Raw genomic sequence first — 19,610 nt, 5'->3', positions numbered from 1 at the left:
GCCCGCTCGTCCGCTCGCCTGTTCGCCCGCTCGTCCGCTCGTCCGCTCGTCCGCTCGGCCGTTCGGCCGTTCGGCGCACGTGCGGGCGCGTTCGCCGCTCAGCCGCGCGTCCGGCGGTCCCGGCGCCGGGTCGGGGCATTCAATGGATTCAATCGAAGATGATGGATGCGTTGGGAGGTGGGTCCCCATGTCGACGACCACGCGTCGGTGTGCCGGCGCACTGCTGGCGGTCGTACTGGTGACCGTCGCGATCCTGCTGCACGGTGGCCAGCGGGTGGAGGCGGCGGCCGGGGTCCGGGTGCTGCCACTCGGCGACTCGATCACCGACGGCTTCAACGTGCCGGGCGGATACCGGATCGACCTGTGGCAGAAGGTGGTGGCCGGCGGATACACCGTCGACTTCGTCGGTTCCCAGGCGAACGGCCCGGCCAGCCTCGGCGACCGTGACCACGAGGGCCACTCCGGCTGGCGGATCGACCAGATCGACGCCAACATCGTCAACTGGCTCAACACCTACCAGCCACGCACCATCCTGCTGCACATCGGCACCAACGACATCTTCCAGAACCGGGACCTGCCCAACGCACCGAACCGGCTGGCCGCGCTGATCGACCGGATCACCAGCACCGCACCCGAGGCGAAGCTCTTCGTCGCCACCATCGTCCCGGCCGGGTCCGCGAGTACCGACGCCCAGGTGCGCAGCTTCAACGCCGCCATACCGCAGATCGTGCAGACCCGGGCGAACGCCGGTCGACAGGTGTACCTGGTCAACATGTACGCCGCGCTCACCGCCGCCGACCTGGCCGACGGCGTGCACCCGAACGCGACCGGCTACAGCAAGATGGCCACCACCTGGTACAACGCCCTGCTGGCGGTGCCCGGCAGCCTCACCGACGGCGGCACCACCCCGACTCCCACCGGCACGCCCAGCACGCCGCCGACCGGCGGTCCGACGAACCCGCCGACCAACCCGCCGACGAACCCGCCGGCCGGCTGCACCGCCACGGTCTCGCTCAATTCCTGGAACGGCGGCTTCGTGGCGACCGTACGCGTCACCGCCGGCTCCGCCGGCACCACCGGCTGGACGGTCGACGCCACCCTGCCGTCCGGCACCACGATCACCAACGCCTGGAACACCCAGCGCAGCGGCAGCAGCGGCGCCGTCCAGTTCAGCAACGTGAGCCACAATGGACGGATCGCCGCCGGCCAGTCGACGGAGTTCGGCTTCCAGGGCACCGGCAGCGGAGCCGGTCTCACGCCGAGCTGTACCGCCCGCTGACCGCTGCCCGAGGCGCCGCGCACCGGTTCGGGACCGCACAGCCGGAGAGTGTCCGAACCGTACCGTGTCGATCGCGACCTGCCGGCGTCTCGACCCGACCCACCTGTCCCGGGCAGCAGCACCCGGGGCAGGTGGGTCGTCCGGTTCACCGGCCCGGGCGCACGACGGCTCGCCCTTCCGAGGTCAGCTAGCTCGCGGTGCCGCCCCGTAGAGCGCGTGGTCGACCAGCCGCGCGACGATCGACTCGTCGAACGGCACCCTGAGCACGAGCAGCCGGTGATAGCAGGCGCCCCAGAGTTGGTCGACGATGATGTCGAGATCGGCGTCCTCGCGCAGTTGGCCCTGCCGCTGCGCGGTCCGCAGCCGGGTGCGGGCGAGTTCGCGGCGGGGCAGCGCGTAGCTTTCGGACCAGGCCTCCGCGAGCGCGGGGTCCAGTTGGGCCGCGCCGATGAGTTCCGTGACGGGTTTCTCCGCACCCTCGTCCTTGAGTAGCCGGACGAACGCGCTGACCTGCGCGATCAGGTCGGCGCGAAGATCGCCGGTGTCCGGGAAGTCGAGGGTGCTGCGGCTCTGCGTGAAGTACGCCTCCGCGGCGAGCGCACCCGGCGACGGCCACCACTTGTAGAGGGTCATCTTGCTCGCCCCCGCCTCGGTGGCGACCCGGTCGAAGGTCACCGCTCGCATCCCGTCCCGCAACAGCAGGCGCCCCGCCGCGGCGAGTACGGCGGCCCGTACCTCGGCAGCCGGCCGGCGGCCGCGTCCCCGTCGGGTGGCAGCGGTCTCGGACATTCCCACTCCCTGCTTGTGGACTGCTTGTACATTTCTCTCTACGGCCGTAGTGTACAGATCGTACATATACTGGGGAGGTAGCTCATGCACTGGTCTGACCAGCGACGCCTTCGTCCAACGTCCAGACGGAGCCGAGACATCCGAGTCAGGGCGACGACGGACCGGATGGGAAACCCGACCGTGACCCGGCGCTCGCGATGGCGCGGGGCGGTCGTCGCCGCGTCGATCGCGGGAGCGCTGAGCGGATGCACGGACTCGGCCGGCGAGTCGACGGCGACGCCACTCCGGACGGCGCAGTCGAACGCCGCACCGACGGCCGGGATCGCGACCCTCGGTGAGCCGGACGAGCTGGTGACCGGCCTGGAAGCGCCGTGGGGACTCACCTTCCTGCCCGACGGGTCGGCACTGGTCTCCGAGCGCATCACCGGGGAGATCCTGCGCGTCCCCGCCGGGGGCGGCGATCCGCGGCCGGTCGGGACCGTACCCGGGGTCCGGGCCAGTTCGGAGGGAGGACTGCTCGGCATCGTCGCCTCCGCCGGGTACGCGACCGACCGCACGGTCTTCGCGTCGGTCTCCGGAGCGGACCAGAACCGGATCGTGGCGCTGACGATCGCCGCCGACTACGGCTCGCTCACCGTCGACCGGGTACTGCTCGACGGCATCCAGACCGCCGACCGGCACCACGGTGGCCGCATCGTCATCGGGCCGGACGGCCACCTCTGGATCGGCACGGGCGACGCCTTCGAGCCGGAGAACGCCGCGGCCGACGACTCACTCAACGGCAAGATCCTGCGCATCGCGGTCGACGGCTCCGTGCCCCGCGACAACCCGGGGCCATCCCCGATCTACTCCAGCGGACACCGCAACGTCCAGGGCATCGCGTTCGGACCCGACGGCACCCCCTACGCATCCGAACTCGGGCACCGCACCTGGGACGAGGTGAACGTCCTCCGCCCGGGCGCCGACTACGGATGGCCGGAGACCGAGGGCGTCGCCGGCTCCACCGGGGAAGCCCCGATCGCCACGCTGCACCCCGACGAGGCGAGCCCGTCGGGTGTCGCCTACGCCGAGGGGTCGCTCTGGATCGGTGCGCTCGGCGGCCAGCGGCTCTGGCAGCTTCCCGTCCAGGGCAGGGCGGCGACCGCCGACCCGATCGCCCACCTCGTCGGCGACTACGGCCGGATCCGAACCGTGCAGGTGGCCCCCGACGGATCACTCTGGATCGTCACCTCGAACACCGACCGCGCCACCTGGGGCGGCACCGACCCACGGGCGGGCGACGACCGTATCCTCCGAATCGAGGTGAACCAGGGCTGAGCCCCTCCCAGTTTCCACCGCTGGTTTTCCGCCGCCGTGCTTCAACCTTTCCGCCCCGCTCCGGGTCATTCGGGTAGCTGACAGAAGCGGAGAGCAGATGACCGTGGACGACGACGGCTTCCGGGAGTTCGTCGAGACACGCTACATGGACCTGTTACGGGTGGCGTACCACCTGACCGGGTCGGCGCCGGAGGCGGAGGATCTCGTGCAGACCGCCCTGGTCAAGGCGATGCGACGGTGGCGGCGGATCGACGAACCCATGGCGTACCTGCGCCGGGCGATCGCCAACCAGCACATCACGGTGTGGCGGCGCCACCGGGCGGTCGAGGTGCTGACCGCGATCCTGCCCGACCGGCCGGGGCGGGACGTGGCGGACCGGGTGGTGGAGCACCAGGCGCTGCGCGAGGCGATGCGCGACCTGCCCCGGCGTACCCGCGCCGTGATCGTGCTGCGGTACGTGGCGGACCTGCCGGAGGCGGAGGTGGCCAGGACGCTCGGCTGTTCCGTCGGCTCCGTGAAGAGCCGGGCGTCCAGGGGACTGGCCCGGCTCCGGGAGGCGCTCGGTCAGACGCAGGCGGTGGACGTGATGGGAGCGAAGGGATGAGGGTCGACGAGGAGGTCCGGCGGACGTTGGCCGAGATGACCGAGGAACTCAGGCCGGTACCCGATCCGTACGCCCGGGTGCTGGCCCGACACCGGCGGATCATGCGGCGGCGGGCGGTCGCGGCCGGTCTCGCGGTGGTCGCCGTGCTCACCGCGACCGGCGTCGCCGTCGCCAGCACCGACACCGGCCGGCGCGGCACTCCGGACGGTGGCACCGCCACCGCCAAGCCGTCCACGCCGGAGGAGACCCGCCTGGCCTGGGTCGAACGGCTGGTGCAGTCCCCGCCGCGCGGCTCGCTCGGCGCGGACCGGGACTATGTCGCGGCGCTGTCGCAGCAGGTCCGGCAGGAGCAGGCCGCAGGCCGGTTCGCCCAGCTCACCGGGGCGATGCGGGACATCAGGGTGCTCTACGTCGACGACGTCGGACCGCACCGGGTCGCCTTCGTCGCCTTCGTCCGGGCGGAGCCGGAGCCGCAGGCGCCGCAGAAGGAAGCGGATCATGTCGGGCGGTGGCTGGTGGCCGAGGCCGGCGCCACCCCGCAGGTGCTGGGCGACCCCTCCCGGGTCGAGGCCGTCTCCGTCCGGCTGATGCCCCACGAGCAGCTCACGCTCCGCAGTGAGGTCGGTGCGGGCGGTCTCTACCACGTCTCGATCGTGCCGGACGGGTGCCGCTTCGCCACCGCCGCGCGGGCGACGCTGACCTCGTCGGCACCGCCGTGGACCCCGGAGCCGACCGGCTCCTACCTGGTCCGGCCGCCCAACACGCTGCGGAACGAGTGGTGGCAGATCACCTGCGACGGCGTGGTCCGGCAGCGGCTCCCCGCCCCCCGGTCGGCGCTGCGGGGCGAGTTCACCGAGGCGGCACTCGACCGGACGATCTCCGCGGCCCGGGGCACCCCCGACGTCGAACACGCGCGCTCGGCCCTGCGCGAGTCGGACTCCTCGTTGCGTACCCACGCCCTCGCCCTGCCGTCCCTCGTCTGGGGCGGCCGGACCGCCGGCACACCCGGCAAGGAGTACGACGGCGTCGCGGCCGTGGTCGCCGGTCCGCTGCTCGGCGGCGGGTGGACCGGCATGGTGAACGTCAGGTACGCCCAGCCGAGGCCGGACGGTTCGCTCGGCAGCCCGCTCGGCTACTTCTCCACCGACACGGACCCGACCGACCCCCGGGCGCTGCTCGGCATACCGCTCGGACGGGAGAGCCGGGCCCTGCTCGTGGTCAGTCCGGTCGGAGCGACGCAGATCCGGGCCAGCCGGGACGGCCGGGAGGTGGCCCGGGCGGCGGTCGCCGACGACGCGGCGCTGCTCGTGGTGCCGTCGACCGAGAAGCTCGTCCTGGAGGCGCTCGACGCCGCCGGCAGGGTGGTCGGCACCGGCCCGGTCGCCGACACCGCCGTCGGCTCCGCCGAGTCGGACCGCGGCTTCCAACTGGACCGCTGGGGAGTGGACTGAGCCGCTCGTCCGGTCGGCGGTCCGCCGTGTCCGCACGATTCTTCCGGGCCGGGTGACCGCCCTGTGCACCACCGCCACCAGGGCTGATATCGGAACGCCTATCGGCGGATCCGCCGGATGGTCTTGGACGGCGCGGACCGGCCGGTGATTGGGTTTCCGCACTCGACCGCTCGGCCGGGCGTGCCGGCGCTGCTCAGGCGCCGCACACCCGGCCGGGCCCGATCGGAGGGGGAGACCCATGCCCGAACCTCGACTCGACCGCCGGGGCCTGCTCCGGACCGCCGCCGTCGGCGCCGCCGCGACCGGGCTCGCCGCCACCGTCGCACCGGGGCCGGCCGTCGCGGCGACCCGGCCGGCACCTACCGCCGCCACCGGGCGGCGGGCGCGCGGCGCCACCGCGACGTTCCGCTGGTTCGGTACGGCCGGCTGGCGGATCGACATCGGCTCCCGGACGGTACTCGTCGACCCGTACCTGAGCCGGTACCGGACCGGACTCTTCGACGGCGGGATGGACCTGGCCACCCCGCTGACCGTCGCCACCGGCACCGTCGACGAACACGTCGGCCGGCCCGAGACGGTACTCGTCACCCACTCGCACTGGGACCACTTCAACGACGTACCGCACATCGCGACGACGACCGGGGCGCGGGTGCTCGGCACGATGACGACGTACCAGCTCGGGTTGGCCTCCGGCATCCCGTCCGGGCAGCTCGGCCTGGTCAAGGGGGGCGAGGTCCTCGACTTCGGTGACTACACCGTCGAGGTGGTCGCCTCGCTGCACAGCCGGAACGCGGCGTACTCGATCGGCATCCCCGGGCTGCGGCTGAGCCGCCCGGCGAAGCCCGCCACCGTGGCCGACCTGCCCGAGGGCGACACCCTCGCCTACCAGCTGAGCATCAGGAACGGCCCGGCGGTCTTCTTCATGGGCGCCAGCGACTTCGTGGAACGGAACGTGACCGGGCTGCGGCCCGACATCGCGATGGTCGCGATGGCCGCCAGTGGTGCCACCCACGACTACCTGCCCCGGCTGCTCGCCGCGCTCGACCATCCGGAGATAGTGGTACCGGTGCACTGGGACAACTTCGAGACCGAGCTGCGGAATCCGCCGCCGATCGCACCGGCGGACCGGCCGCGCTTGGAGGCGATGATCACGGCGATCCGGAAGGCGTCGCCGAGGAGCCGGATCGTGGTTCCGGAGTACCTGACCGGCTACACGTTCGGCTGAGATGATCGACGAGACCCGGCAGGGTCGGAGAGGCTCCTGGATGACGATCGGCGTTCCGCCGTACCGGCTCGGGCGGTCGCGCCGGCTCGGCACCCTGCTCGGTGCGGTCGCGCTGCTCGCCGCGTGCAGCACGCCGAGCAGGCCGCCGATCCCCGAGCCGACCCTGACCGCCGAGCCGGCGCCGACCGCCGTCGAGTGTCCCGACGGCTTTCTGATCACCGCCGGTGAGGTGGAGCCCGCGCTCGGCCTGCGGGCGCTCGGGATCGAGCTGCGCAACTGCGGCACGGCTCCCTACCGGCTCGACGGCTATCCCGTGGTGCGGGTACTCGACCAGGAGCGGCGGCCGCTCGACGTCACGGTCGGCAACGGGTCGGCGCCGGTGAGCGCCCCGGACAGCTACGACGTGCCGCCCCGGCCGGTGCTGCTGGGTCCGGGCGAGACGGCGAGGGCCCGGGTGCTCTGGCGGAACACCGTCACCGAGTCGACCGAGCCGGCGACGAACGCGAGCTACCTGGAGATCGCGCCGGCGCCGGGGGCACCGACCCAGCTCGTCGCACCGGGCGGCGGGATCGACCTCGGCACCACCGGTCGGCTGGCGGTGAACGTGTGGCGGTCGCCCGCCGGTGACGGCCCGCCGGCCTCCGCTCCGCCGAGCGCGCCCGGTCCCGGTGTCGGCGAGGGTCCGACGGTCACGCCGAACGCGGCGGGTTCGGGTGTCGGCGACGGTCCGGCGGTCATGCCGAACGCGGCGGGTCCGGGTGCCGGGCTGGGTCCGGCGGTCGGCGGGAGGTCGACCGGCGGCGCGGGGTAGCCGGCGGGACGGCAGCCGGCCCGGCCGCTTGTGGCGACCGGGCCGGCTGCGGTGCCGGGATCAGGCCGGAAGTCGCCACACCTGGTTGGCGCCGCCGAAGCAGTCCCAGATCTGTAGCCGGGTGCCGTCGGCCGAACTGTTGTCGGTGGCGTCCAGGCACCTGTTCGAGGCCGGGTTGCGCAGGGTGCCGTTGCTCTGCGCCTGCCAGACCTGCGCGCCGGTGCCGTTGCAGTCGTAGAGCTGCACCTTGGCGCCGTTGCTGGTCGCGGCGGCGGTGATGTCGGCGCACTTGCCGAGCGCCCGCAGGGTGCCGTCGGTGCCGACCGTCCAGCGCTGGGCGTTGCTGCCGTTGCAGGCGTAGAGCTGGATCGCCGCGCCGTTCGCGCTGGAGGCCGCCGCGACGTCGACGCACTTGCCGCCGATGCCGGTGATCTGCCCGGTCCGGCCGGGCGGCGGGGTGCCGCCGCCCATCACCGTGTCGTAGATGGCACTGACCAGCGAGGTGGCGTTGTTGGTGTCCTGGGACAGCTCCCAGTTCATCATCCCGCCGGCGTTGGCCAGCGCCCACTGGGTCTTGCGCTTCACCGTCGGGATGCCGTTGTAGCACTGCTGGGCACCGCCGGCCGTGGTGCAGTCCCGGTTGGCGTTGGCCGGGTCCATCGCGACCAGCGCGGAGTAGGTGTAGTAGCCGGGGCGGCTGTAGAAGGGTACGCCGAGCACCGCCTTGCTGGCCGGTAGGCCGCGCGACTTCCAGCCGTTCACCGCGTTGATCGACCAGTCGTAGTTGGCGTGCGGGCTGCCGCCGTCGTACGCCATGATGTTCAGCCAGTCGACGTAGCCGAAGACGGCCGGTTGTACCCCGTTGACGCTGCCGCCCTCGGAGACGACGGCGGCGGTGAGCAGCTTGCCCCGGCTGCGGAGCTGGCCGCTGAGCTGCTGCATCAGGGCGGTGAAGTTGTTCGCCGAGGTGCCGGGGTCCGGGTACTCCCAGTCCATGTCGACACCGTCCAGGTTGTACTGCGTCACGAAGCTGATCACGCTGTTCACGAAGGTGGTCCGGCTGGCGGAGTTGGCGGCCAGGGCCTCGAAGGCGGAGTCGTCGCCGTCGTTCCAGCCGCCGATCGCGATCGACACCTTGACGTTGCTGCCGTGCGCCCGCGACACCAGCGCGGAGAGCTTGCTCGGGTTCTCCACGGCCCGCAGTGTGCCGTTCGGGTTCGGCAGTACGAAGGCGTAGTTGATGTGGGTCAGCTTGTTGTACTGGACGGCGTTGACGTCGCCGGCCCAGCTCGGCAGGTAGCCGACGCTCTTGAAGTTGTTGGGCAGCACGACGGCCTCGGCCGGGGAGAGCGGCGCGAGCGCGAAGGCCGTCCCGGTGGCGACGGTGGCGAGCGCGAGCGCTCCGGTGCAGAGCCTGGACCGCCAGCCGGGGCGGCGTCCCGGCGGGGGGACCCGCTCGGCGCTCGTGGTGGGTGACATCGACGTTCCCTTCTGTCGCAGGCCTCAGCCGCTCGATCCGACCTGGTGGGGGTGGGGGTCGCCGCGGCACCGGTGCGGCGGCGGCGGGGTTCGGCGCCGGCACCCGGGCGAGGCGGATCGGGATCGATGTCGCTGAGTTGCTGAAACATTAGGAAAGTTAACTAATAATGTCAATGCATCGCCCACCGTCGGGACGGATGCGGTGGCGTGCGCCGGATCAGCGGGGGCGGAGGCCGTCGAGCAGCAGGTCGCAGACGGCGTCGAGCTGCCGCTCGATCTCCGGGTCGGCCCAGTGGGCCGAGTGCGTCGGATCGTGGAACCGCGCGGTGGCGTGCAGGACCGCGCGGGCGGCCCGGGGCACGTCGGCGACGGCGAAGTCGCCCTCGGCGACCCCGTCCGCAATGATCCGGGAGAGCTGCGCGACGAGCCCGTCCAGCGACGCGGCGATCACCGTACTCGCCTCACCGACCAGCACGATGTAGGTGGCGAAGAGTTCGGGATCGTCGAGCGCCGTCGCCCGCTTCGTGCCGTGCAGCGTGTGCAGCCAGGAACGCAGCCGCTCCGGCGCCGGTGCGCTGCTGGCGGTCACCGCCGGCAGCTCCGCGTGCACCCGGTCCAGCCAGCGGTCGGCGACCGCCTCGCGCAGCGCCGTCTTGCTGGCGAAGTGCCGGTAGACGCTGCCGTGGCTCACCCCCAGTGCCCGGGCGACGTCGACCACGGTCGCCTTCGCCGGGCCGAAGCGGCGGAGGACCTCCTCCGCCGCTTCGAGGATCCGTTCCGGGGTCAGCGTCGAGTCGGCCATGGGCACTATTTCACCGTTCGCTGTCCAGGTGGGCCATCGCGGGGGCGGCGTAGCGGGCACCGGCGGCGGACCCTACGGGTACGGCCCGCTCGATGGCGGCCAGGTCGTCGGCGTCGAGCGTCAGGTCGAGCGCCCCGAGCGACTCGGCCAACCGGTCCCGGCGCCTGGCACCGACCAGCGGCACGATGTCGGTGCCCCGGCTGAGCACCCAGGCGATGGCGACCTGGGAGACGGTGGCGCCACGGGACTGCGCGACCTCGCGCAGCGCGTCCACCAGCAGCAGGTTCGCCTGGAGGTTGTCGCCGGTGAACCGGGGGCTGAACGAGCGGAAGTCGCCGGGGGAGAGCTGCCGGTCGGCGGTCCAGTGCCCGCTGAGCAGCCCCCGGGACAGCACCCCGTACGCCGTCACGCCGATGCCCAGCTCCCGACAGGTGGGCAGGATCTCCGCCTCGACGGTCCGGGACAGCAGCGAGTACTCGATCTGGAGGTCGGCGATCGGGTGTACGGCCTGGGCCCGGCGGATCGTCGCCGCGCCGACCTCGGAGAGGCCGATGTGGCGTACCCGGCCGGCGGTCACCTGCTCGGCGATCGCGCCGACGGTCTCCTCGATCGGCACCGCCGGGTCGAGCCGGCTGAGCCGGTACACGTCGACGTGGTCCGTGTCGAGCCGGCGCAGCGTGTACGCGAGGAAGTTCCGTACCGCCTCCGGGCGGCCGTCGGTGCCGTCCCAGCCGCCGTCCGGGTCGCGCAGCGCGCCGAACTTGACGCTGATCGTGACCTGGTCGCGGTTGCGCTCGCGCAGCGCCCGGCCGAGGAGCATCTCGTTGTGTCCGGCGCCGTAGAAGTCGCCGGTGTCCAGCAGGGTGACCCCGGCGTCCAAGGCGGCGTGGATGGTCGCGATGCTCTCCGTCTCGTCGGCGGGTCCGTAGAGGTCGGACATCCCCATCGTGCCGAGGCCGAGGGCGGAGACCGTGGGGCCGTTGGTGCCGAGTGTCCGGTTCTCCATGTTCTGCTCCTTCGTCTGTGCCGCCACTGCTCCGGCGGACCGGTTGCCGGCGACGTCCGGGCGCGGCGACTCCAGGCTGGCCGCTGGCCGGGGCGGGTGTCGCCGCTTCATCAAGTATGGACTGACGACTGACAGAATCCAAACTTTGTCAGCAAGTCGCTCAGGACGGCCGCCGAGTCGGCCGGCCGGTTATCGGCCCGCGCCGGGGGTACCAGAACCGGGTGGACGACCCTCGTCGGGAGGAAACCATGAAGACCACCTGGAAGCCCGTCGACCAGCACGGAGTGATCAGCAGCAAGCAGTCCCGTGAACTGCCGGACAGCGCGTTCGCCTTTCCGGGGAAGCGCAAGGAACCACTCACCGACGCGTCGCACGTCCGCAACGCCCTCGCCCGGTTCGACCAGACGCACGACGTCAGCGACGCCGAGCGGGACCAGGCGTTCGCGAACATCCTCGCGGCGGCCAAGCACTACGACATCCAGGTCGCCGAGTCCGACTGGCGGCAGCTCGGCAAGCTCCCGCACACGCCGAACCCGGCACACGGCGGGCGCGGCTCGGGCGGGTGACGGGCCGCCGACGGCAGCCGGCCGGTCGACGGGGCGGGACGGTCGGGAGGGCTCAGGCAGCCCGGTGATGGGTCCGCGCCTGGGCCGTGCCGGGTTGGGTCCGGACCAGCCGCAGGCGCGGCGGCGCGGGTGCCGGCTCCTCCTCGAACCTCGCCCGCCAGCCCGGCCCGGGGCGTCGCTCGTGCCGGGTCGGCGGCTCACCCGACTCGATCGTCGGGCGGGAGAGACCGAGAATGATCAGATAGCCGGCCAGGATCAGGCCGTGACTGAGGATCCGGCTGGGCTCGACCCGGCCGGCGATCGCGTCGTTGACCGAGAGCAGGGTCAGCACGGCGACGAACGCGGTCAGCGTGGGTACCAGACCCACCGGCCGGGTACGCCGCAGCGCGATCCAGGCGAATCCGGCCCCGAGCGCGACGTTCCAGGCGGCCGATTCGTGCCACAGGTGGTCGGGGCCGCCGCCGAACACGACCTGGAGGCCGTGCGGGTGCGCCGCCGAGCCGATGCCGGCGATCTGGGCCGCGCCGAGCAGGAACTGGGCGACGCCCACCACCCCGAGCGCGATCCGGAGCGTACCGGCCAGCCGGGCGAACCGGCTCGGCCCGGGAGCGGCGGCCAGAATGCTCTCGTCGATCTCCATCGGCGGCGGCACCAGGCTGGTCCTGGCCAGCCTGTTCAGCGCCGTCGCGCTCTCCAGCCAGCTCCGGCACTCGGGGCAGGCGGCGAGGTGGCGGTCCACCCCGGCCCGCTCGGCCGGGTGCTCCTCGCCGTCCAGCCGGGCCGACAGGGCTTCTCGATACTCTTCGCACCGCACACATTCATAGTCGGACCTGACCGGCCGTCGGTTCCCTCGGGGGTAAGCATTCCGGCACCGGCCCTGCCGTGACCGGCGGATGAGGGGCCGCCGGGACCTCATGATCGCCCCGGGCAGCGATCGGATGCCCACCGGGGGTATTCGAACCAAGCACCGGTACGGGTAGCTTTGGGGCATGCCTCCCCCCGGCGTCGAGAGCGACGAGATCACCAGCCTGGCGCTGGCCGCCAAGGCCGGCGACCGCTCGGCGGCAGCGGCCTTCATCCGGGCGACCCAGCACGACGTGCAGCGGTTCGTCTCCCACCTGGTCGGTGCCGGTGAGGCGGAGGATCTCGCCCAGGAGACCTACCTGCGGGCGATGCGCGCGCTGCCCCGCTTCGCGGCCAGGTCCTCCGCGAAGACGTGGCTGCTCTCGATCGCCCGGCGGGCCTGCGTCGACCATGTCCGGACGGCCATGCGACGACCCCGCGTGGCGTCGCTGCCGGACTGGCAACTCGCCGCCGACGCCGAACTGGCCCGGGGGAGCACCGGCTTCGAGGGCGCCGTGGAACTCGACCGGCTCCTCGCGGACCTGCCGGCGGACCGCCGGGAGGCGTTCGTCGCCACCCAGGTGGCCGGGCTGAGCTACGCCGAGGCGGCCGAGGTCTGTGACTGCCCGATCGGCACCATCCGGTCCCGGGTCGCCCGGGCCCGCGAGGACCTGGTCGCGGCGATGCGGACGGAGGGCACCGGCCGCCGGCTCCGCTCGACGAGCTGACCGCTCCGACCGGCAGCGCGGCGGATCAGGAGAGGGCGGCGGGTCAGGAGAGGGCGGCGGGTCAGGAGAGGGCGGCCTCGACCGCGCCCGGCTCGGGTCCGGAGATCGGCAGGCAGACCCGGAAGGTGGTACGCCCCGGCTCGGAGTCGACCCGGATGTCCCCGTGGTGCTTGTTGACCACGATCCGGTACGAGATGTCCAGCCCCAGCCCGGTCCCGTCGCCGATCGGCTTGGTGGTGAAGAACGGCTCGAAGATCCGGGACCGGACGTCGGCCGGAATGCCCGGCCCGGTGTCGACGATCTCCACCACGATCGAGTCGTCGTCCCGCCCGGTGCGTACGGTCAGCACGCCCTGCTCGCCGATCGCGTAGAGCGCGTTGTCGACCAGGTTGGTCCAGACCTGGTTCAGTTCGGCGGCGTAGACCGGGATCGCCGGCAGGCTGCGGTCGTACTCGCGGACGACCTGGACACCAGCCTTGATCTTGGCGTTGAACATCGCCAGCGTGGCGTCGAGCAGGTCGTGCACGTCCACCGTCCGGTGCGGTGCCCGGTCCAGTTGCGAGTACTGCTTCGCCGCGCCGACCAGCCCGGTGATCCGGCTCAGCGCGTCGTCTATCTCGCCGAGCAGCAGTTCGGTCTCGACGGTGTAGGTCAGCCACCGGATCGCCGGCTCCAGGTCGTCGGGGCGTACCGCCGTGCCGACCTGCTCCAGCCAGGCCACGTCGATGCCACCGGCGGTCAGCGTCGGGGCGAGGTCCCAGCCGCCGGTGACCTCGTGCGCGTCCAGCCAGTCGGCCAGGGCGTCCTCGGCGTCGCTGGTCTGGAGCGGGGAGAGCGTCGGTGCCGTGGCGGCCTGCTTCACCGCGGCCTCCTGGAGTTCGACCAGGCGTTGCAGCCGTTCCCCGTCCAGCCGGCCGTCGGCGATCATCGCCAGCTTGTGCCGCATCCCGGCGACCCGGTCCCGGAGCACCGAGGTGGCCCGGACGGCGGCGGCGGCCGGGTTGTTCAGCTCGTGGGTCAGCCCGGCCGAGAGCGAGCCGAGGGCCAGCAGCCGCTCCCGTTCGCCGACCACGGTCTGGGTGGTCCGCATGCCGAGGAAGAGGCCGTCCAGCAGGTGCATCGCCATCGGGAACCAGCGGCGCATCGCGGTGCTGATCACCTCGGCCGGCAGTACGAAGAGCGTCACGTCGGTGATCGCCCGCATCCCGTTCTGGTACGTCTGCACCCGCTGCTCGTTCAGGTAGGACTGGGTCGCCCCGCCGTACGCGCCGCGCTGGTCGCTGCGGGTGATCTCGACCCGGTCGCCCTGCACCAGCCGGATCAGCGAGACGGTGCCGTCGAGCAGCACGAAGAAGCAGTTCGCCTCGGCGCCCTCGACGAAGACGTCGGATCCGGCCGGCAGTCGCTGCACCCGGCCGTGCTGGTGGATGTAGTCGAGCTTCTCCTCGTCCAGCGACTCGAACAGGAACAGCGTACGCAGTTCCTCGATCGGCAGCCGCTCGTCCGATCCGGTCATCTCGTCACCCGATCCGTGTTCGTGGAACGTCTCCAACCCGAAGGAGCTTCACTGCGCCGCCAGGTACTGGTGGGCCAGTGAGACCACCATGGCACCCTCGCCGACGGCCGAGGCGACCCGCTTGATCGAGTCGGCCCGGACGTCCCCGGCCGCGAAGACCCCGGGCAGGCTCGACTCCAGCGGGTACGGATCGCGGGGGAGCGACCAGCCGGCCGGCCGCCGGCCGTCGCTGCTCAGGTCCAGCCCGGTCAGCACGTAGCCCCGGGCGTCCCGGGCCACCACGTCGGCCAGCCAGTCGGTGCGCGGCTCGGCGCCGATGAAGACGAAGAGCCAGGAGGCCTTCACGGTACGCCGCTGCCCGACCCGGTTGTCGCAGATGACGAGCTGCTCCAGGTGGTCGGTGCCCTCGCCGCCGACCACCTCGGAGTGCGGGTGCACCTCGATGTTGTCGATCCGTTCGACCTGCTCGATCAGGTAGTGCGACATCGAGCGGCGCAGGTCCGGGCCGCGTACCAGCAGGTGCACCCGGCGGGCGTGCCGGGCGAAATAGACCGCCGCCTGCCCGGCCGAGTTCGCCCCGCCGACGATGTAGACGTCCTGGCCGGCGCAGTTCGGCGCCTCCGTCGACGCCGAGCCGTAGAAGACGCCCCGGCCGGTCAGGTCGGCCAGTCCGGGCGCGGTGAGCTGCCGGTAGGAGACCCCGGTGGCCAGTACCACGGTGTGCGCGGCGATGGACGAGCCGTCGCTGAACCGGAGCAGCCGGGTCGCGCCGGCCGCCTCCAGCCCGACGACGTCCCGGGCGGTCAGCAGCTCGGCGCCGAACTTCAGCGCCTGTCGGCGGGCCCGGTCGGCGAGCTGCGACCCGGAGACCCCGTCGGGGAAGCCGAGGTAGTTCTCGATCCGGCTGCTCTGTCCGGCCTGGCCGCCGGTCGCCTGCCGCTCGACGAGTACCGTGCGCAGCCCCTCGGAGGCGCCGTAGACGGCGGCGCCGAGGCCGGCCGGGCCGGCGCCGACCACCACCAGGTCGTAGAAGTCGGCGGCCGGGGTGGTGGAGAGCCCGCACCGGTCCGCCAGTTCGGCCTCGGTCGGCTTCACCAGCGCGGTGCCGTCCGCGGTGATCACCACCGGCACGTCGGCCGGGTCGGCTCCGGCGGCGGCCAGCAGCCGCCCGCCCTCCGGCTCGTCGGCGAGCAGCCAGCGGTACGGCACCAGGTTGCGGGCGAGGAAGTCGCGGATCTCGAACGACGGCGCGGACCAGCGGTGGCCGATCACGCGTACCTCGTCCGGGGCGGCCTCCGGGGTCGCCGCCCAGGCGTCCAGCAGGCTGTCCAGCACCGGATAGAGCTTCTCCTCCGGCGGATGCCAGGGCTTGAGCAGGTAGTGGTCCAGGTCGACGACGTTGATCGCGTCGATCGCCGCGTTGGTGTCCGCGTAGGCGGTCAGCAGCACCCGGCGGGCGGTCGGGAAGAGGTCCATCGCGGCTTCGAGGAACTCGATGCCGTTCATCTGCGGCATCCGGTAGTCGGCGAGCAGCACCGCCACCTGGTCACCCCGGAGCTTGATCTCCCGCAGCGCGGTCAGCGCCTCCTCGCCGGAGGAGGCGCGGACCACCCGGTACCGGTCGCCGTAGCGTCGCCGCACGTCCCGGGCCACCGCGCGCGACACCGCCGGGTCGTCGTCGACCGTCAAGATCACCGGGTTCGCCATGGCACCAATGAAAGCATCCGGAGAGGGCCTTGACGAACGCCGATACCGACCCGCCGGTAGCGTCCGGCGGTCAGCCCCGGTCCGGCCGGATCAGCCGGATGCCGCCGACCGGCGGCCGGTCCAGCGTCGCCAGCGCCGCCGGGGCCTCGGCCAGCCCGATCGTCTCGGTCACCAGCTCCGCCGGTCGGAGCACCCCGGCGCCGACCAGGGCCAGCAGTTCCGGGTACGCGTGCGCGGCCATCCCGTGGCTGCCGCGCAGCTCCAACTCGTACGCGATGACCCGGTCCATCGGCACCGCCGGGTGCCCGTGCGCGGCCGGCAGCAGCCCGACCTGCACGTGCCGGCCCCGCCGCCGCAGGCTCTCGATCGACCCGGCACAGGTCGGCGCGCTGCCCAGCGCGTCCAGCGAGAGGTGGGCGCCGCCGCCGGTCAGTTCGCGGATCGCCTCGGCCACCGCCTGCGGGCCGGAGAGCGTGCCGGCGTCCAGGCAGGCGGCGGCGCCGAAGCGGCGGGCCAGCTCCAGCGCGGCCGGGCTGACGTCGACCGCCACCACCCGGGCGCCGCAGGCCACCGCGATCATCACCGCGGAGAGTCCCACCCCGCCACAGCCGTGCACCGCCACCCACTCCCCGGCGGTCACCCGGCCCTGCGCGACCACCGCCCGGAACGCGGTGCCGAACCGGCAGCCGAGCGCGGCGGCACCGGCGAAGCCCAGCTCGTCGGGGAGCCGGACCAGGTTGACGTCGGCGTGCTCGACCGCGACCAGTTCGGCGTACGAGCCCCAGTGGGTGAAGCCGGGCTGGGTCTGCCGCTCGCAGACCTGCTGGTCCCCGGCGAGGCAGGCCGGGCAGGTGCCGCAGGCGCAGACGAACGGGGCGGTGACCCGGTCACCGGGCCGCCAGCCGCGGACCGCCGGACCGACCGCCGCCACCACACCGGCGAACTCGTGCCCCGGCACGTGCGGCAGCCGGATGTCCGGGTCGTGTCCCCGCCAGCCGTGCCAGTCGCTGCGGCACAGCCCGGTCGCGCCGACCTGGACGACCACGCCGTCCGGGCTCGGCACCGGGTCCGGCACGGTACGCAGCTCCGGTCGCCCGCCGAACTCCTCGAACACCACCGCCCGCATGTGGATCATCCTCACACGGGTCGACCCCGGACCGGGCCGGGCCCCCTGCCGTCGTGGTGGCGACGGAGAGGGGGCCCGGCTCGATCGGTCAGGAGCGGTCCTGCTCCTCCTGCTGGGCGGCGTAGTCCCGGGCCACCCGGAGCAGCTCGACCAGGCCGCTGGCGTACTCCTGCGACTCGGCGTGCGCCTCGGCGAACGGCGGCTGGAAGCCGACCGCCTCCCACTCGCCGGTCGCCTCGTTCCAGATGTCGTTGCCGACCTCGAAGTCCCAGGCGAAGATGCCCAGCTCGTAGTAGAGCTGGTCGGCGGAGTTGCCGGCCGCCGAATAGAGCACGTCGGCGACCGGACCGGTCTGGGACGGCCAGGTGACGGTCTCCCGCACGCTGGCGATCGCCGAGACGATCCGCCGGGCGCTGTCCAGGAACATCTTCGACTCGTCTATCGACGGGCGGGGCAGCGGGATCCGCCCCTCGGCCTGGTACGCCCCCGGCGGCCACATGAAGTACCCGCCGTAGCTGTGCACGTTCATCGCGAACTTTATGTTCGGGTGCGCCTTGGCCAGGTCGATCACGTTGCGGCTCTCCGGCTCGGAGAGTTCGCCGGTGCCGGCGTACGAGCCGGAGAGGCAGTTGGTGCTGGCCCCGGCGTAGCCGTCGAAGAGCGAGCCGACCGTGTAGTTCCGGTTGACGTCCACGCCCCAGGAGTCCCGGTTGGCCGGGTCCCGCTGTGCCCCGGTGCAGTGGTTGACCAGGTTCTTGCGCTGGAAGTTGGCGTCGTGGAACGAGTAGTTCGCGCCGTCCGGGTTGACCGTCGGGATCACGAAGACGTCGACCGCCTCCAGCAGCTCCCGGGTCGCCGGGTCGGTGTTGGCGTTGGCCAGCAGCCGCTCGGCGAACTCCAGGGTGACCAGCGGGGTCGCCCACTCCCGGGCGTGCTCCTGGGAGTACGCCAGCACCCCGATCCGGGAGCCGTCCCGGTGTACGCCAATCCGCAGCGCCTGTACCGTCCACGGCTTCTTCGGCACCTCGGCGCCGGCCAGGCCGTCGTCCAGGCGTACCGGGCCGGCGACCGGCATCGGCAGCCCGGCGGAGCCGTTCTCCACGAAGGCCGAGAAGTGCTGCGGGTACCGGGCGGAGACGAACGCCGCCACCTGGTCGGTGCTGCTGATCGTCTTACCGGCGGCGTCGGTGGCCAACGAGATGGTAAGCACCCGGTCACGGTAAGTAGCCGACAATGGGCGGTTCGCCCGGCCGGGGTCGACGGTACGGACCTGCACGCCGTTCATCTTCTGGTCGCCGAACTTCACCGACTCGACCACGATCGCGGCGGCGGCCGGGTCGCCGAGGTAGCCGGCGGCGGTACGCCGGTAGCCCTGGGTCTTGTTCGGCAGGTCGATGACGTCGACCAGGTTCCGGTACTGCCGGGCCAGCCGCTTGATCCGGGCCTGTACGTCCACCGGCGTGACGTACGCGTCGATGAAGTCGGACTGGTAGCCCTCGGGCAGGGCCGGCGGGGTCGCGTTCGGCCACCTGGCCGGCGTGGTCGGCCGGGCGGTCCCGCCGAGACTGGAGGTCGCGGTGACCTGGGTCGGGCGGGCCGGAATCCGTTGCGGCTGCGCGTAGTGGTACTGGTATTCGCCGGCGTCGGCGAAGCGGACCAGCGGGAAGCTGCCGGTGGTGCCGTCGGCGGTACGCCAGTTGACGGTGATCTCCACGTCGGGGTCCTCGGCGGCGGTGGTCGCCACCTGGGTCTGCACGAAGGTCCGCCCCCCACTGGTCCACCAGTACGCCTGGAGGAAGTGCAGGGTGTCGACGGCGGCGACGGCGACTCCCCGCCGGTCCGCCGGGGCGCCACGTCCGGCGGCGCTGCGCGCCTGTGCCGCCTGGATGCTCTCGGTGTAGTGCCGGGCGGCGTCGCCGTCGCGCTGCACCACCTGCCGGGCGACGGCGCCGGCCGAGGTGAGCGCCGTGAGTTGCCGGCCGGTGAGCACCAGGTCGGCGAGGAGTTGACCGTCGCGTTGCCGGGGCCGGTTGGCGATGTCGGCACCCTCGGCGAGGAGTTGCCGGAACTGTGCCTCGTCGCGGAGCTGGACGCGGACCAGGGCGGTCTCGTCGGCGGCGAGGGTGATCGGGCTGCTCGCGGCGGGTGGCGCGGAGTCGGGCGCGGCCATGCTCGCTCCCGGGTTGCCGAGCGCCGCTGCGGTCAGGACCAGCGTGGCGGCGGTGGCCGTCCACCATTGTCTGGCCAACGTGGACCTCCTGACGGGTTGTCGAGGTGAGTGGTTACAGACCAGTCCCTTGATCGACTTATGTCAAGGCCCCGGCCCGCCCCGATGGTCCCGGGAGGGCCGGCGACCGTCCG

The 19,610-nt window shown here is 72.6% G+C and carries 17 protein-coding genes; 8 read left to right on the top strand and 9 right to left on the bottom strand.

The features are described from left to right. Positions 1-187 precede the first annotated feature (187 nt). A complete protein-coding gene (locus C6W10_RS03290; RefSeq protein WP_107256401.1) occupies positions 188-1,279 on the top strand; it encodes a GDSL-type esterase/lipase family protein in 1,092 nt (363 codons plus the stop codon). A gap of 183 nt (positions 1,280-1,462) precedes the next feature. Here the strand turns inward: C6W10_RS03290 and C6W10_RS03285 are convergent, their stop codons facing one another. Then, positions 1,463-2,068, bottom strand: coding sequence for a TetR/AcrR family transcriptional regulator (locus tag C6W10_RS03285; protein ID WP_107256399.1), 606 nt, complete (start codon positions 2,066-2,068; stop codon positions 1,463-1,465). 165 nt (positions 2,069-2,233) lie between these two features. On the opposite strand from C6W10_RS03285, the gene C6W10_RS03280 reads away from it, so the two are divergent. From C6W10_RS03280 to C6W10_RS03260, 5 genes are all read left to right on the top strand, one after another. Continuing rightward, a complete protein-coding gene (locus tag C6W10_RS03280) occupies positions 2,234-3,385 on the top strand; it encodes a sorbosone dehydrogenase family protein (protein ID WP_107256398.1) in 1,152 nt (383 codons plus the stop codon). 97 nt (positions 3,386-3,482) lie between these two features. After that, a complete protein-coding gene (locus C6W10_RS03275) occupies positions 3,483-3,989 on the top strand; it encodes a SigE family RNA polymerase sigma factor (protein ID WP_107256396.1) in 507 nt (168 codons plus the stop codon). After that, a complete protein-coding gene (locus C6W10_RS03270) occupies positions 3,986-5,440 on the top strand; it encodes a hypothetical protein (RefSeq protein ID WP_107256394.1) in 1,455 nt (484 codons plus the stop codon). Before C6W10_RS03275 ends, C6W10_RS03270 begins: the two co-directional genes overlap by 4 nt. A gap of 238 nt (positions 5,441-5,678) precedes the next feature. Beyond that, positions 5,679-6,665: an MBL fold metallo-hydrolase gene (locus C6W10_RS03265; protein WP_107256392.1), complete on the top strand. Its 987-nt coding sequence runs from the start codon at positions 5,679-5,681 to the stop codon at positions 6,663-6,665. A gap of 1 nt (position 6,666) precedes the next feature. Next, positions 6,667-7,476 carry a DUF4232 domain-containing protein gene (locus C6W10_RS03260; protein ID WP_199853850.1) on the top strand — a complete coding sequence of 270 codons (810 nt, stop codon included), beginning with the start codon at positions 6,667-6,669 and terminating at the stop codon, positions 7,474-7,476. A gap of 60 nt (positions 7,477-7,536) precedes the next feature. Here the strand turns inward: C6W10_RS03260 and C6W10_RS03255 are convergent, their stop codons facing one another. The 3 genes from C6W10_RS03255 to C6W10_RS03245 form a co-directional block, all read right to left on the bottom strand. Further along, entirely contained in the window at positions 7,537-8,955 is a 1,419-nt protein-coding gene (locus tag C6W10_RS03255; protein WP_107256390.1) for a glycosyl hydrolase family 18 protein, read from the bottom strand. Positions 8,956-9,172: 217 nt separating this feature from the next. Next, complete coding sequence (locus tag C6W10_RS03250; RefSeq protein ID WP_107256388.1) at positions 9,173-9,757, bottom strand: TetR family transcriptional regulator; 585 nt, start codon at positions 9,755-9,757, stop codon at positions 9,173-9,175. Positions 9,758-9,767: 10 nt separating this feature from the next. After that, entirely contained in the window at positions 9,768-10,763 is a 996-nt protein-coding gene (locus tag C6W10_RS03245) for an aldo/keto reductase (protein WP_107263618.1), read from the bottom strand. A gap of 248 nt (positions 10,764-11,011) precedes the next feature. On the opposite strand from C6W10_RS03245, the gene C6W10_RS03240 reads away from it, so the two are divergent. Beyond that, complete coding sequence (locus tag C6W10_RS03240) at positions 11,012-11,329, top strand: DUF6582 domain-containing protein (protein ID WP_107256386.1); 318 nt, start codon at positions 11,012-11,014, stop codon at positions 11,327-11,329. Between the two features lie 52 nt (positions 11,330-11,381). On the opposite strand, the gene C6W10_RS03235 is transcribed toward C6W10_RS03240, so the two are convergent. Next, the gene (locus C6W10_RS03235; protein ID WP_107256385.1) at positions 11,382-12,143 is read right to left on the bottom strand and encodes a zf-HC2 domain-containing protein; all 762 of its coding nucleotides are present in this window, start codon (positions 12,141-12,143) and stop codon (positions 11,382-11,384) included. A 175-nt stretch (positions 12,144-12,318) separates the two neighbouring features. On the opposite strand from C6W10_RS03235, the gene C6W10_RS03230 reads away from it, so the two are divergent. Further along, the gene (locus tag C6W10_RS03230) at positions 12,319-12,900 is read left to right on the top strand and encodes a sigma-70 family RNA polymerase sigma factor (RefSeq protein ID WP_107256383.1); all 582 of its coding nucleotides are present in this window, start codon (positions 12,319-12,321) and stop codon (positions 12,898-12,900) included. A gap of 61 nt (positions 12,901-12,961) precedes the next feature. Here the strand turns inward: C6W10_RS03230 and C6W10_RS39435 are convergent, their stop codons facing one another. From C6W10_RS39435 to C6W10_RS03210, 4 genes are all read right to left on the bottom strand, one after another. Next, entirely contained in the window at positions 12,962-14,416 is a 1,455-nt protein-coding gene (locus C6W10_RS39435; RefSeq protein ID WP_107256381.1) for an ATP-binding protein, read from the bottom strand. 48 nt (positions 14,417-14,464) lie between these two features. Further along, positions 14,465-16,123: an FAD-dependent oxidoreductase gene (locus C6W10_RS03220; protein ID WP_107256379.1), complete on the bottom strand. Its 1,659-nt coding sequence runs from the start codon at positions 16,121-16,123 to the stop codon at positions 14,465-14,467. A gap of 70 nt (positions 16,124-16,193) precedes the next feature. Next, positions 16,194-17,249, bottom strand: coding sequence for a zinc-dependent alcohol dehydrogenase family protein (locus C6W10_RS03215; protein WP_107256377.1), 1,056 nt, complete (start codon positions 17,247-17,249; stop codon positions 16,194-16,196). An 88-nt stretch (positions 17,250-17,337) separates the two neighbouring features. Continuing rightward, on the bottom strand, positions 17,338-19,419 hold the full coding sequence (locus C6W10_RS03210) for a M14 family zinc carboxypeptidase (protein ID WP_107256375.1): 2,082 nt from the start codon (positions 19,417-19,419) through the stop codon (positions 17,338-17,340). Between the last annotated feature and the right edge of the window lie 191 nt (positions 19,420-19,610).

Source organism: Plantactinospora sp. BB1, assembly GCF_003030385.1.
In the GTDB taxonomy this organism is placed as follows: Bacteria; Actinomycetota; Actinomycetes; order Mycobacteriales; family Micromonosporaceae; genus Plantactinospora.
The sequence above is the reverse complement of the archived record's forward strand: the minus strand, read 5'-3'. Positions and strand labels throughout refer to the sequence as shown.